Origin of the sequence: Tistrella mobilis (assembly GCF_039634785.1) — a bacterium.
GTDB lineage: Bacteria > Pseudomonadota > Alphaproteobacteria > Tistrellales > Tistrellaceae > Tistrella > Tistrella mobilis.
This window is the reverse complement of the sequence record NZ_JBBIAB010000002.1, coordinates 25374-37863: the sequence shown is the minus strand read 5'-3', so window position 1 is coordinate 37863 and position 12490 is coordinate 25374. Positions and strand designations below refer to the sequence as shown.

General features: G+C 68.6%; 14 protein-coding genes. 8 read left to right on the top strand and 6 right to left on the bottom strand.

The window, feature by feature from the left end:
• Positions 1-2381 precede the first annotated feature (2381 nt).
• The 3 genes from mtnB to mtnC are packed head-to-tail and all read left to right on the top strand — an operon-like array spanning position 2382 to position 4343.
• On the top strand, positions 2382-3011 hold the full coding sequence (gene mtnB, locus WI697_RS03160) for a methylthioribulose 1-phosphate dehydratase (RefSeq protein ID WP_345957322.1): 630 nt from the start codon (positions 2382-2384) through the stop codon (positions 3009-3011).
• Complete coding sequence (locus WI697_RS03155) at positions 3008-3553, top strand: 1,2-dihydroxy-3-keto-5-methylthiopentene dioxygenase (RefSeq protein ID WP_014747226.1); 546 nt, start codon at positions 3008-3010, stop codon at positions 3551-3553. The genes mtnB and WI697_RS03155 overlap by 4 nt, the downstream gene beginning before the upstream one ends.
• Entirely contained in the window at positions 3543-4343 is an 801-nt protein-coding gene (gene mtnC / locus WI697_RS03150) for an acireductone synthase (RefSeq protein WP_345957321.1), read from the top strand. The genes WI697_RS03155 and mtnC overlap by 11 nt, the downstream gene beginning before the upstream one ends.
• Positions 4344-4370: 27 nt before the next feature.
• Here the strand turns inward: mtnC and WI697_RS03145 are convergent, their stop codons facing one another.
• Positions 4371-4622 (bottom strand): toxin-antitoxin system HicB family antitoxin, encoded by a 252-nt coding sequence (locus WI697_RS03145; RefSeq protein ID WP_062762635.1) that lies wholly within the window; start codon positions 4620-4622, stop codon positions 4371-4373.
• Positions 4619-5257: a PIN domain-containing protein gene (locus tag WI697_RS03140; RefSeq protein WP_345957320.1), complete on the bottom strand. Its 639-nt coding sequence runs from the start codon at positions 5255-5257 to the stop codon at positions 4619-4621. The genes WI697_RS03145 and WI697_RS03140 overlap by 4 nt, the downstream gene beginning before the upstream one ends.
• Before the next feature lie 12 nt (positions 5258-5269).
• On the opposite strand from WI697_RS03140, the gene WI697_RS03135 reads away from it, so the two are divergent.
• The 4 genes from WI697_RS03135 to WI697_RS03120 all read left to right on the top strand — a co-directional run bounded on the left by WI697_RS03135 (position 5270) and on the right by WI697_RS03120 (position 7192).
• Entirely contained in the window at positions 5270-5545 is a 276-nt protein-coding gene (locus tag WI697_RS03135) for a CopG family ribbon-helix-helix protein (RefSeq protein WP_345957319.1), read from the top strand.
• Between the two features lie 18 nt (positions 5546-5563).
• Entirely contained in the window at positions 5564-5842 is a 279-nt protein-coding gene (locus WI697_RS03130; RefSeq protein WP_345957318.1) for a type II toxin-antitoxin system RelE/ParE family toxin, read from the top strand.
• A gap of 229 nt (positions 5843-6071) precedes the next feature.
• On the top strand, positions 6072-6779 hold the full coding sequence (locus WI697_RS03125; protein ID WP_062762632.1) for a ParA family protein: 708 nt from the start codon (positions 6072-6074) through the stop codon (positions 6777-6779).
• On the top strand, positions 6776-7192 hold the full coding sequence (locus WI697_RS03120; protein ID WP_345957317.1) for a hypothetical protein: 417 nt from the start codon (positions 6776-6778) through the stop codon (positions 7190-7192). Before WI697_RS03125 ends, WI697_RS03120 begins: the two co-directional genes overlap by 4 nt.
• A 65-nt stretch (positions 7193-7257) precedes the next feature.
• On the opposite strand, the gene WI697_RS03115 is transcribed toward WI697_RS03120, so the two are convergent.
• The 3 genes from WI697_RS03115 to WI697_RS03105 are packed head-to-tail and all read right to left on the bottom strand — an operon-like array spanning position 7258 to position 10513.
• On the bottom strand, positions 7258-8457 hold the full coding sequence (locus WI697_RS03115) for an acyl-CoA dehydrogenase family protein (RefSeq protein ID WP_062763846.1): 1200 nt from the start codon (positions 8455-8457) through the stop codon (positions 7258-7260).
• Positions 8458-8472: 15 nt separating this feature from the next.
• Positions 8473-9657 (bottom strand): acyl-CoA dehydrogenase family protein, encoded by a 1185-nt coding sequence (locus WI697_RS03110; RefSeq protein ID WP_345957316.1) that lies wholly within the window; start codon positions 9655-9657, stop codon positions 8473-8475.
• A 55-nt stretch (positions 9658-9712) separates the two neighbouring features.
• A complete protein-coding gene (locus tag WI697_RS03105; RefSeq protein WP_345957315.1) occupies positions 9713-10513 on the bottom strand; it encodes a VOC family protein in 801 nt (266 codons plus the stop codon).
• 241 nt (positions 10514-10754) lie between these two features.
• Between WI697_RS03105 and WI697_RS03100 the strand changes: the two genes are divergently transcribed.
• Positions 10755-11672: an alpha/beta fold hydrolase gene (locus WI697_RS03100; RefSeq protein ID WP_345957314.1), complete on the top strand. Its 918-nt coding sequence runs from the start codon at positions 10755-10757 to the stop codon at positions 11670-11672.
• On the opposite strand, the gene WI697_RS03095 is transcribed toward WI697_RS03100, so the two are convergent.
• Positions 11673-12425, bottom strand: coding sequence for an SDR family NAD(P)-dependent oxidoreductase (locus WI697_RS03095; RefSeq protein ID WP_345957645.1), 753 nt, complete (start codon positions 12423-12425; stop codon positions 11673-11675).
• Positions 12426-12490: the final 65 nt, after the last annotated feature.

Genomic DNA, 12490 nt, shown 5'->3' with positions numbered 1-12490 from the left:
GGCTGAACGGACCGGCAGCCGGCGGGTCCGCGGGATCAGGTGCCAACAGCCCGCCCCGTCCGCACCGACAGGAGCCGGCCGGTATAAGGTTGTCGCCCCTGTCTCCCCCCTCCCCCTACTCCCGCGGCCATGGGGCCCGGGCATCCGCAGTGGTCCGCAGAGCGCGGGCGGTGGGTGGCTGTATGAGGCTGTTTCCAGCCAGATCTTTCTGGCGCAATCAAGATTTCAGGTGGTGGCCGCGACCTCCGCGGCCCTGGCGCGACGGTCCTGCCGATCGCCGGCGCGCAGGGAACGCCGCCCGCCCCGGTGTCGTCAGGCTGGTCCCCATGCAGCCAACAGTCACAAGACGCAAGTCCCAACGCCCATCCCGCCCCCGGCCCCCGAGCCCGGAGCCCGGCGCCCGGCCTCCAGCCGCGCCCACCCGTCCGGCGAAGACGGCAGGCGTGGCGCCTGGCTGCCCGTATGTGGATGCCGCGCTCCGCCCGTCCTTCCGACACAATCGGCCACCTGTGGGGATCGTCGCGGCCTTCCGCGCAGACCTCAAGGCCCGGCTCGTCTTCGGCGCCTGCGGGCCGAGTTGGTCACGGCATGATAGCTCTGCGCGGGCAGATACCGGCCGGAGTATGGGGGATCCCCCCGCGCCCGATCGGCCCGCCGGCCCACCAGCCCACCAGTCTGGCACCGCAGGCGTGGGACTGGCTGGGTCAGGCCATTTCCTGCCAGATCCATCTTGCGCAATCTTGAAATGGCGGCAAGGCCGACACCTTATGCGCCGGCCTGGAGAACCGACCCGCCATCGGCGCCTGCGGAGCCCAGCAGGCGGCAGCGTTGCCCGCTGTAACGGCCTTGCACCCCTGGTTGGCGGCCGGGATGTGGCCGATATCCGGGGCCCTGCCGGCCGATCCACCTGAGACGTGGCGCCGGATCTGGCTGGACCATGCCATTTCCCGCCAGATCTATCTTGCGCAATCTGGAACTGGCGAGGATAGCTGAAGCCTCCAGCTCTGGTTCGGAGAACCGGCTCGGATTGGCGCCTGCGGGGTGCAGCAGTGTCGGGCATTGCCTGCTGTAACGACTTTACGGGCGCCGGGAATGGGCACAGAGATGGCCGATCCCTCGGGGCCCCTGCCGGCCGGCCCGGCTGTGATGTGGGCACCCGGGCGGGGTGGATACCGCCATTTCCCGCCAGATCTATCTTGCGCAATCTGGAATTGTCGGGGCCGCCTGAATCCTCGGCTCTGGCCCGGCGAACCGGTCCGTCATCGGTGCCTCCGAGACGCAGCCGGGCAGGGCGTTGGCTGCGGCAGTGGTGTTGGCTGGCCAGGATCTGCCAGGACATGGCCGATCGCTCGCCGCCCTGCCAGCCGATCCACCTGCGACGGTGGCACGAGATCCAGGCGATTTACTGCCAGATCTGACTTGCGCAATCTGGAACTGAAAAGAACATCCGACATCTTCTACGCCGCTCCGGCGAGCCCAGCCGTCATCGACGCCCGCGCGGCCCGGCAGGTGCGGACGTTGTCCGCGGGAATGGCCCTGTACCGCCGGGAATCGGCCGCGATATGGCCGAAACCAGAGGGCCCCGACAGCTGATCGACTTGCGACAGGGGCGCAGGGGCTGGCTGGACCCTGCGGTATCCAGCCAGATCTATCTTGCGCAATCTGGAACTGGCAAGGATGGCAGGAGGTCTCGGGCTCTGGCCCGGAGAGCCGGTCCGTCACTGGTGCCTGCGGGGCGCAGCAGGCGGGGGCATTTCCTGCCAAGACGGCTTCGCACCGTCGTGAATTGCCCGGGATATGGCCGATCCGGCGGGCCCGTCGGCCCGTCCGGCTGCGACGGGGGCGCAAACCGGTTGGATATCGCCATTTCCTGCCAGATCCATCTTGCGCAATCATGAATGATCAAGACCGGGCCGGATGCCGCCGCGGCCGGCCAATACCCGATCCGATGGGCCGCGATCTGATCGCCCCACATCTGAAGGTCCCCAACCTGGCCCGTGTCCCGCTCTGGACGGCCGCTCTCATCGGCTGTAAAAGGCCCCGCGATGCATCTGGCATGGCTGCGAAAACGCGGCATCAAGGTCGATAACCGGAGCCGGGCAGCGGGTTGATGCCCGGTACCAGTGATCGGTCCCGACCATCAACCGTCCTCGTCACCCACCTCAGTCGTCTGCGCGGAGCCGAGGCCTGGCGCCGCAGCCTGTGGGGAGGGAAGGGGAGGGTGGAGGGAAAACAACTTAGTGACGCTGTGTAATCAGGTCGATGAACAGCGATTTTTCGTTTTGAACTTCACCCCCCTTGTCTAGGATGGTGTCGCGTCCGCCCGGCCCGGAAGAGGCCGGCCGGGTGTGAGTGACCATTGCCGGAGACAATAGCACGCCATGGGCGGGATGGGTTTTGACGAGGCGGCGGCGGCCGTGATCCATGCGGGTCGTGCGGCGGCCGCGCGCGGTTGGGTGCCTGCGACCTCGGGCAATTTCTCGGTGCGGCTGGATGGGGGCCGGATGCTGGTCACCCGGTCGGGCCGCGACAAGGGCCGGTTGACGCCCGCGGATCTGGCCGAGGTCGCGATCGACGGCCCCGCGCCGGCCGGCACCTCCGCCGAGACGCCGCTGCACCAGGCGCTCTATCGCGACGATCCGGCGATCGGCGCCATCTTCCATGTCCACAGCCCGGCCTCGATGCTGATCTCGCATCTGCGCGCGGCCGATGGCGTGCTGGAGCTGGCGGGTTGGGAGCTGCAGAAGGCCTTTGCCGGCATCCTCACCCACGACGTCACCGTCACCGTGCCGGTCTTCCCCAATGATCAGGACACCACCGCCCTGGCCGGGCGGGTGTCGGCGCATCTGGCCGCCTTGCGCGGGGCAGGGCAGGTCGCGGCGCCGGGCTATCTGCTCGCCGGCCACGGCATCTATGCCTGGGGCGCGATGCCGGCCGATGCCGAACGCCATCTCGATGCCTTCGATGCCCTGTTTTCCCTGTCTCTCGACTTGCGGAGGATTGCCGGATGAGCCGTCTGGTCGTTCATGCCGAAACCGATCCCGCACAGGTGATCGCCGATACCGATGATGCGGCGGCGATCGCCCGCCTGCTGGCCGAGGTCGGCGTGCGTTTCGAAAGGTGGGACGCGCGCCATGCCCTCGGCATCGAAAGCGATGCGGCCGAGATCCTGGGCGCCTATGCGCCCGAGATTGCGCGGCTGAAGGCCGAGGGCGGCTATGTCACCGCCGACGTCATCCGGCTGACCCCCGACAACCCCGACCATCCGGTGCTGCGCCGCAAGTTTCTGGACGAGCACACCCATGCCGAAGACGAGGTGCGCTTCTTCGTCGAAGGCGAGGGCACCTTCTATCTGCATCTGGGCGGCCGGGTCTTCCGCACGCTCTGCTGCCGCGACGACCTGATTTCGGTGCCCGCCGGCACGCCGCACTGGTTCGACATGGGCCCCGCGCCGCGCTTTGCCGCGATCCGCCTGTTCACCAACCCGGAAGGCTGGGTGGCGCGCTTCACCGGCAGCCCGATCGCAGAGGGCTTCCCGCGTCATGGTGAGTGATCCGACCGCAGCCGGCCGGCCTGAAACCGGTTCGCATGGCGGACCGGTGGTGCTGACCGATATCGAGGGCACCACCACCGACATCGCCTTCGTGTCCGAGGTGCTGTTTCCCTTCGCCCGCGCGCGGCTGCGTGATTTCCTGCACGCCAACGCCCATCTGCCCGAGGTCGCGGCCGCCCTCGACGACGTCCGCGCCCGCATCCGCGCCGAGGGCGGGGTGCTGCCCGCGGCTCCGGGGGCGGCGGGGGAAATCGATGCCCTGGCCGACCGGCTGATCGCCTGGATCGATGCCGACGCCAAGATCACCCCGCTCAAAACCCTGCAGGGGCTGATCTGGGCCGACGGCTATGCCGACGGCACGCTCAGCGCCCATCTCTACCCCGAGGTCGCGGCGGCGCTTCGCCGCTGGCATGCGGCGGGGGTTACGCTCGCGGTCTATTCCTCGGGCTCGGTCGCAGCCCAGCTGCTGCTGTTCGGCCATACCGAGGCGGGCGACCTCAACCCCTTGTTCTCGCACAATTTCGACACCACCACCGGGCTGAAGGTGGAGGCGGGCTCCTATACGAAGATCGCAGCAGCGCTGGGCCGGCCCCCGCGCGACATCCTGTTCCTGTCCGACCACCCGGGCGAAATCGCCGCCGCCCGCGGCGCCGGCATGGCGGTCATCCGCCTGGACCGCAGCCGCGCCCCCGGCAGCCCGATCACGCCCGACGACACCGGCGTGCCGGTGGCGGCCGATTTCGATGCGATCGATCCCTTTACGGCCCGCACCCGTCGGCTCCCGGCATGATGCCGCAGGTGAAGGCTGGCTGATGGCTCAATCGTCCAGCCTGTCACCCGCGACCGGCGGATTGTCCCGGCCTGCACGCTTCAGGATGTCGAGGGCCTTCGGGATGTCGGCGCGGGCGGCACGTTCCTCGAAATAGCGGGCCGTCCGCAGGGCGGAGAGCTTTTCCGCAACCGCGACGTTGATGAACTGATTGAGAGCCACGCCCTCACTTTCCGCCACCTTGCGGGCCTCTTCGAGAAGCGAGGGCTGTAGCCTGAGCGCGAAGTTGCTTTTCCTCATCCGCCTGCCTCCAGTCGTCTCAGTGCCGCGCCGGGCAACAGAACCTCAATGCCGAACCGCGACGCTTCCTGTCCGAAGTCGCGGAGGTTGAAGGTGACGATCGCATTTGCCCCTCCATTGACGGCGGCTTCGAGAACCATGTCGTCATCCGGGTCCCGAAGGGTCGGCCGCCACAGACAGGCGAGCCGCACCGGCTCTACGATCGCCGCCATAGCATCGAGAAGGATGTCGACGTCATCCGCTGTCAGACCTGACGTCGCCAGATGCTCCGGCCGGGTCATCACTGCCTGATACTCGAACATCAGCGGCACGGACGCCAGCAGCGTCACCCGCCGGGTCAGACTCGCCTCCAACAGTCTCATAAGCCCATTTCGGTCGGCGCTTCCGATAGTGCAAGCGATATCAAACCGGTCGTGAAAGGCGCGGTCCGATGGCCGCAGGCGCGAGGCGCTGGAACGTCGCGCGCCCCGCTCGCGAGGCATTCGGTGATCAGAGTGGATCGCGTCAACCGGGGCGCCGGTCGCGGCAGATTTCGATGCGATCGATCCTTTTGCGATCTGCGGTATGGCGTCGGTCTGAGTCTGTCGACCGGGGGCATCGGTGGCGCTATGATCAACGCGCAGTGCCGCGTTCACGGAGGCTCACCGATGCCCATGCGCACAGTCACGGCAGATCTGCCGGCCGATCTGGTGGCCCGTCTTGATGTCCTGGCCGGACGTCAGGGAAGGTCGCGCGACGATGTGCTGGAGGAGGCCATTGAAATCCTGATCTCATCGGAAGAGCAGGCATATCAGGAGACCCTTGAGGCTCTTGCAGAGGTCGACGCCGGTGAGCTGGTGCCCCATGACGAGATGAAGGAGTGGGCACGCCGCCTGGGCACGGCGGCGGCCATTCCCCTGCCTCGCCCGCGTGGCCGCGACTGACATCATATCGGCGGCCGCATGGCGGCCATTCTCTGGACAGCACGAGCAGCAAGTGATCTTGAGAGGCTGTCGGAGATCCTTGTCATCCGGAATCCGACCGCAGCGCAAACCATCGCATTGGCGATGATTGAAGCGACGGAACGTCTCGGCCAGTTTCCGCACATCGGAGCACGCCTTGCCGGCTTCGGTCAGCGTGACGTGCGGCGTATCATTGTCAGATGGTGGGAAGTCCGCTACGAGGTCGTCGTCGGCATGGTCGTGATCCTGCGCGTTCGACATGTGCGGGAAGGCAGATAGAGCCCATACGCGTCTATTTTCTGCCAGAAAAAACCAGATCAATCAGGAAACATCTTGCGGAAGCTGGTTCCCGCTTGTTCCAGCCGCCCGGCGCGCTATGATGCGGCAACGGGATCGGCCGGGCTGGCGCCGGCCAATCTCCGGCGGCCGGTCTTTTGTGGCCGGTCTTTTGCGGCGGATCTTTTGCGGCTGGAACAGGCGGCCCCGGCGGGCCGGAGGGGAGTTTCCCATGGCGATCATCGCATTCGCGAACCCGAAGGGCGGGGCGGGCAAGACCACCTCGGCGCTGATCCTGGGCACGGAGCTTGCGGCGCGCACCAAAGTGGCGGTGATCGATGCCGATCCGAACCACCCGATCACCGACTGGGCGGCCCTGCCGGGCAAGCCCGACAACCTGACCGTGCTGGGCGATATCGGCGAGCACAACATCGTCGAGACCATCGATGCCGCGGCCGAAACCCATGCCTTCGTGCTGGTCGATCTGGAAGGCACCGCCTCGACCGTGGTCGCCTATGCGATCGGCCGGGCGGATCTTGTGCTGATCCCCTTGCAGGCCAAGCAGCTGGACGGCAAGCAGGCGGTGCGCGCGATCCAGCTGGTGAAACGCCAGGAAAAGGCCTTCCGCCGGCGCATCCCGCACAGCGTGCTGTTGACCCGCACCAGCGCCGCCATCCGCTCCCGCGGGTTGCGGGCGATCGTCGAGGATCTGGAGGCGGCGGGCGTCAACATCCTGCCGGTGGAGTTGATCGAGCGCGGCGCCTTCGACGCCTTCCTCGCCTATGGCGGCACGCTGGCCGAGCTTGACCGCAAGGAAGTGTCGGGCGTCGACAAGGCGATCGAGAATGCCCGCGCCTATGCTGCCGCGGTCATCCAGCTGCTGCGCGAAAACGAGGCCGCCGAACAGTCTGCGGCCGTTGCAGGAGGGCAGGGGGCATGAGCGAGCGCAAGCGTCAGAGCCTGTTCGGGGCCGAGGAGCCCGAGGCCGCCGCGGCCGATCCGCTGGGCGATCTGAGCGATTTCCGCCCCGGCCGCCGCCATGCCGACGATCCGCGGCTGACCCGTGAGGTGGTGCGGCCGCTGGCCGAGCAGTCCGGCTTCCGCAGCCGCGACCCGCGCGACGGTTACGAGCAGCGCAACGCCGCCGACGACTACGCCCCGCGCCCGCGCGGCCGCCCGCCCGGGCCGCCGACGGTGGCGGTCAGCCTGCGCGTCAATGCCCGCACCGCGGCCCTGCTCGACCAGATCGCCGCCGAGCGGGAATGGACCAAGACCCGCACCTTCGAACGCGCGGTCGCAGCCCTGGAACTGCTGCTGAAGGAAGGCAAGGTGGACCCCAAGAGCCTGGCTTGAGGTCGAGAGCCTGGCTTGAAGCCGGACGTCTCGCCTGGGGCCACCCGCCTGCGCCTCCCGTGCCGTCAGAGCCCGAGCATCTGCTTGGCGATGATGTTGCGCTGGATCTCGTTGCTGCCACCATAGATCGACATGCAGCGCCGCCACAGATAGGCATTGGCGGCCGGCCCCGCATGCGCCGGCCCGATCGGTTCCTCGTTGGCGCTGCCGTCCAGCACCTCGGGCTGCCAGGGCAGGGCATACCAGCCGACCGCTTCCGAACCCAGCTCGCTGATCCGCTGGGCAATCTCGGTGCCGCGGATCTTGAGCAGCGACGAGGCGGGGCCGGGTGAGCCGCCGGATGCCACGGCCGACAGCGTGCGCAGCGCCGCCAGTTCCAGCGACATCAGCTGCGCCTCGACGGCGGTCAGCCGGGCGTGGAACAGGGGATCCTCGATCAGCGGCCGGCCGCCCGCGCCGGGCTCGGCGGCGGCGATCTCTTTCACCCGCCGCAGCGCCGCCTTGGTGACGCCGATCGCGGCATTGTCGACCCGTTCATGCTCCAGCAGGAATTTGGCATAGGTCCAGCCCTTGCCCTCGACGCCGATCAGGTTCTCTTTCGGCACCTTCACGTCTTCGAAGAACACGGTGTTGAAGGAATGGGTGCCCTCCAGCATCGGGATCGGCTGCACCGTGATGCCGGGGGTGGTCATGTCGATCAGCAGGAAGGAAATGCCCTTCTGCGGCCGGTCTTCTTTCGAGGTGCGGACCAGGCAGAACATCCAGTCGGCATAATGGGCATAGGTGGTCCAGATCTTCTGGCCGTTGACCAGATAGTGATCGCCCCGATCCTCGGCCCGCGTCGCCAGCGAGGCGAGATCCGAACCCGATTGGGGTTCGGAATAGCCCTGGCACCACCAGACCGTGCTGTCGCGGATGCCGGGCAGGAAGCGGGCGCGCTGGTCGTCATTGCCGAAGGTGAAGATCACCGGCCCGGCCATGCGGGGCCCGAAGGGCTGGATCAGCGGGCAGTCCATCTCGGCCGAGATCACCTCGAACAGATAGCGCTGGGTGATGGTCCAGCCCGGCCCGCCATGGGCCTCGGGCCAGGTCATCACATGCCAGCCCCGGGCGCCCAGGATCTGCTGCCAGCGCATGTAATCGTCTTTGGAGAGATGAATGTCGCGGCGCACCTTGTCGGCGATATCCGCCGGCAGATTGTCGCGGATGAAGCGGCGCACCTCGTCGGCGAAGGCCTGATCTTCGGGCGAAAGCTTGATGTCCATGGGGGGCGTCTCCGTTCAGGCGGCCGATCGGGCGGCGGCATCGATGCGGGCGATGCGCCGGATATGCCAGTCGGCATCGCCGAAACTGGCGGCGATCGCGGTCAGGCGCTTGAAATAATGGCCGATCGCCAGTTCCGCGGTCACGCCCATGGCGCCGTGCAGCTGCACCGCCTCCTGGCCCACTTTCGTTGCCGTGCGGCCGATTTCGATCTTGGTGAGCGACAGCGCCCGTGCCCGGGCCGCCGGGTCGGGATCTTCCGCCATCAGCGCGCCATGAAGGGCGGCCGAGCGCGCCTCTTCGGTCGCGATCACCATGTCGACCATGCGGTGCTGCAGAACCTGGTTGTCGCCCAGCGGCCGGCCGAACTGTCTGCGGGTCTTGAGGTAGTCGAGCGTCTGCTCGCAGAGCGCCGTCATCGCACCCACCGCCTCGGCTGCGACCGCCGCGATGGCGAAATCGACCGTGGCCTCGATCGGGCCGGCGGCCGCACCCGCCGGGCCCAACAGGGCATCTGCGGGAAGGGCCGCCCCGGTCAGCACCAGATCGGCCGCGCCGGTGGCGTCGTTGGTGCGATAGGCGATCACCTCCACGCCCGGCGCATCGGCTGCCACCAGGAACAGCGACAGCCCGTCCGCGTCGGTGCGGTCCCCGGCGGTGCGGGCCACCACCACGAAGCCGTCAGCGGCATGGCCGCCGATCACCACCGCCTTGCGCCCGTCCAGAACCCAGCCGCCATCCGCCTGCCGGGCGGCGGTGGCGCAATCGGTCAGGTCATAGCGGGCCTGGCGCTCAGCGAAGGCGAAGGCCAGGCGCCGCCGGCCGTCGAGCGCCGGGGCGAGCCAGGCGGATTTCTGCGCCGGATCGGCCAGCGCCGCCACCAGCCGTGCCGCCAGCACGGTGGGCAGCAAGGGCTCGATCGCCAGCGCCTGACCCATCCCTTCCATCACGATGCCGAAATCGACCGCACCGCCGCCGATGCCGCCATCGGCCTCGGCAAAGGGCACCGCCAGCCAGCCCAGATCGGCGAAGCGCTGCCAGAAGGGCCCTGCCTGGGCGGCGCGGGCCTCGGCGGCTCCGGCACCCGCCTGCCAGGCCAGGGCGACCCGTTTCTGACGATCGGCGAAAGAACCAGCGTCGCGCATCACGCGCGCCACGCTGTCACGGAGCATGTCCTGCTCGGCGGTGTAGGTCAGATCCATGGGTGATTTTCCAGGATGGGGGGCAGGTAGAAGGGGAGGGCAGGGCAGGGGGGCCTCAGCCCCCGATATGAAACCGCACGCCGCCGATCACGACGTGATCATCGGCGACCGGCAGGAAGCGGGCGGCTGCCCGCCGGCGCAGGCCCTCGGCATCGGCGACCGCCAGATCCACCCCGCCCAGCCCCTCGCCGCGGCCGTCACGGTCGGGCTCGAAGCGGATCCGGGCATTGTCGAGGTCGAGCGCCCATCCGTCGCTGTGGGGTCCGTCGCTGTGGGGCCTGAGATCGCGGCGCAGAATCTCCGCCCAGCGCCGGCCCAGCCGTTCGGGATCGGCGGCCTGCAACCGGGCGCCGGTGATGCCGGTCACGGTGCCGGTCCGCAGATGCGCCCGCCAGTCGGGCCCTGCCGGGCCATAGGGGTCGTCGATCGCCGCACCGTCGGGGCCCGTATTGCCGCGGGTGGTGTTGATCTCCAGCAGCGCGCCGCCGGTGTCGCGCGGATGCAGCTGCAAGCCGCGATAGGCGCCCATTTCCAGCGGCGCCGCGATGCGCACGCCCGTCGCCGCCAGATGCGGTTCCCAGCGCGCCAGGTCGTCGGTATCGGTGATGACCATATAGCCGCCATCGCCGCCGCGCCGCGCCAGATGCCGCTCGGCCGCCGCGGCCCTGCCGGGCGCCAGCGGTGCCACGACCTCAAGGAAGTCGTGGCCCAGCGGCATCAGCGCGTTGTGCAGCCCGAACATCCCGACCTCGGGATCCCTGTGGCAGACCGCAACATCGAAGACGTCGCAAAGCTCCGCCACCACCGGATCCAGATCCTGCGCCACCAGGCAGATCTGCCGCAATCGGTGAAACATTGTTCGAAATCCTCCCTGGGGACGTTCTCATCTTGCGACCAGCGGTCGGGCGACATCCCTCGACTGACGATCATCCATGGTTTCGGGCCGCGAGCCAAGACGGGAGGTGAGGGGATCTTCGCCCGGCGGTTTGATACGGGGATCTGGTGTCACAGAATTTTACCCGGGTAATATTGACAGCGCCGCCGCCCCCGGCTAGACATCCGCCGGTGCAGAACATGCGTCACGGCGGAGCAGGATCATGGCCGACCACGACCGGAGAGGGGCAATCACGCGGATCGGCGCGGTCGATATCGCCTGGGAAAGCTTCGGCGATCCGGACCATCCGGCGATCCTGCTGATCGCCGGGCTGGGCACGCAGATGATCCGCTGGACAGGGGCCTTCTGCCGGGCGCTGGCGGCGCGCGGCTGGCGGGTGATCCGCTTCGACAACCGCGATACCGGCTGTTCTTCTCATCTCGACCACTGCCCGCCGCCGGACATGGGCGCGGTGATCGGGGCGCTCGGGGCCGGGCTGCGGCCGGATCTGCCCTATACCCTGAACGATATGGTGGGGGATGCGCTGGGGCTGCTCGATGCGCTGGGCATCGGGCGGGCGCATGTCGTCGGCCGGTCGATGGGCGGCATGATCGCGCAGATCCTGGCCAGCGACCACGGGCATCGGGTGTGCTCGCTCACCTCGATCATGTCGGGCACAGGCAATCCGGCCGTGGCCGGGCCGGCGCCGGATGTTCTGGCCCTGCTGCTCGGCCCGGCGCCGGATCCCGCCATCGATCCCGAGGGTTTCCTGGCCCATGGCCTGGCCTTCGCCCGCCGCATCGCGGGGACCGGCCGGCCCTTCGACGCCGCCGCCTGTCGGGCGCTGCTGCTGGACGAGCTTCGCCGCGGCCGCGCCCCCGGCGGCACCGCGCGTCAGCTGGCCGCGATGCTCGCCGCCGGCGACCGCCGCAGCCGGCTTGCCGGGATCACCGCGCCCGGCCTTGTCATTCACGGCACCGACGACCCGTTGATCCCGCCCGCCGCCGGTCGCGACACCGCGGCCGCGATCCCGGGGGCCACCCTGCTCGAAATCGAGGGGCTGGGCCATGACCTGCCGCCCTGGGTATATGGCCGCGTGGTGGCGGCGATCCACCAGATAGCGATGATGGGCGAGGGCTGATCAGATGGTCTGACCGCCCGAAACCTCGATGCGCTGGGCGGTGACCCAGCGGTTGTCGGGGCTAAGCAGGCTCGCCACCGCCGGGCCGATATCGTCGGGCACACCCACGCGGCCGAGCGCGGTCATCCCGGCGAAGGTCTCGTTATAGGCCGGGGTGTCGCGCACCGCGCCGCCCAGGAAGTCGGTCTCGATGGCGCCGGGGGCGATGGTGTTGGCGGTGATGCCGCGATGGCCCAGTTCCTTCGCCAGATAGACGGTCAGGATTTCCACCGCGCCCTTGGCCGCCGAATAGGCGGCGAAGCCCGGAAAGGAGACCCGCGTCAGGCCGGATGAAAAATTCACGATCCGGCCGCCATCGGCGATCAGCGGCAGCAGGGCCTGGGTCAGGAAGAAAACGCCCTTCACATGGACGTCGAAGATCCGGTCGAACTGCGCCTCGGTGGTTTCGGCGAAAGCGACCATTTCGCCATGGCCGGCATTGTTGACCAGATGATCGACCCGGTCGCGGCCCCAGCCGGCCAGGATGGCGCGGATCTGGTCGACGAAACCCGGGAAGCCGGCGATGTCGGCGGTGTCCAGTTGAACCGCCGCCGCCCGGCGCCCCAGCGCCCGGATATCCGCCAGCACGGCCTCGGCGTCGGCAAGCTGGCTGCGATAGGTGAGGATGACGTCGCCGCCGCGCCGGGCGATGCTGAGGGCGGTGTTGCGGCCAAGGCCGCGGCTGCCGCCGGTGACGATCGAGATGGTGGGCATGGCCCGGGTCGTGGTCATGTTGTGCCTCCGGATGTCGGGTCATGCCCGACAGGCAGGTATGTGGG

Bases quoted from the DNA above. Each gene is read 5' to 3' on its own strand.
- mtnB (WP_345957322.1), top strand. From the start codon at position 2,382: ATGGGCGGGATGGGTTTTGACGAGGCGGCGGCGGCCGTGATCCATGCG.
- WI697_RS03155 (WP_014747226.1), top strand. From the start codon at position 3,008: ATGAGCCGTCTGGTCGTTCATGCCGAAACCGATCCCGCACAGGTGATC.
- mtnC (WP_345957321.1), top strand. From the start codon at position 3,543: ATGGTGAGTGATCCGACCGCAGCCGGCCGGCCTGAAACCGGTTCGCAT.
- WI697_RS03145 (WP_062762635.1), bottom strand. From the start codon at position 4,622: ATGAGGAAAAGCAACTTCGCGCTCAGGCTACAGCCCTCGCTTCTCGAA.
- WI697_RS03135 (WP_345957319.1), top strand. From the start codon at position 5,270: ATGCCCATGCGCACAGTCACGGCAGATCTGCCGGCCGATCTGGTGGCC.
- WI697_RS03130 (WP_345957318.1), top strand. From the start codon at position 5,564: ATGGCGGCCATTCTCTGGACAGCACGAGCAGCAAGTGATCTTGAGAGG.
- WI697_RS03125 (WP_062762632.1), top strand. From the start codon at position 6,072: ATGGCGATCATCGCATTCGCGAACCCGAAGGGCGGGGCGGGCAAGACC.
- WI697_RS03120 (WP_345957317.1), top strand. From the start codon at position 6,776: ATGAGCGAGCGCAAGCGTCAGAGCCTGTTCGGGGCCGAGGAGCCCGAG.
- WI697_RS03115 (WP_062763846.1), bottom strand. From the start codon at position 8,457: ATGGACATCAAGCTTTCGCCCGAAGATCAGGCCTTCGCCGACGAGGTG.
- WI697_RS03110 (WP_345957316.1), bottom strand. From the start codon at position 9,657: ATGGATCTGACCTACACCGCCGAGCAGGACATGCTCCGTGACAGCGTG.
- WI697_RS03105 (WP_345957315.1), bottom strand. From the start codon at position 10,513: ATGTTTCACCGATTGCGGCAGATCTGCCTGGTGGCGCAGGATCTGGAT.
- WI697_RS03100 (WP_345957314.1), top strand. From the start codon at position 10,755: ATGGCCGACCACGACCGGAGAGGGGCAATCACGCGGATCGGCGCGGTC.
- WI697_RS03095 (WP_345957645.1), bottom strand. From the start codon at position 12,425: ATGCCCACCATCTCGATCGTCACCGGCGGCAGCCGCGGCCTTGGCCGC.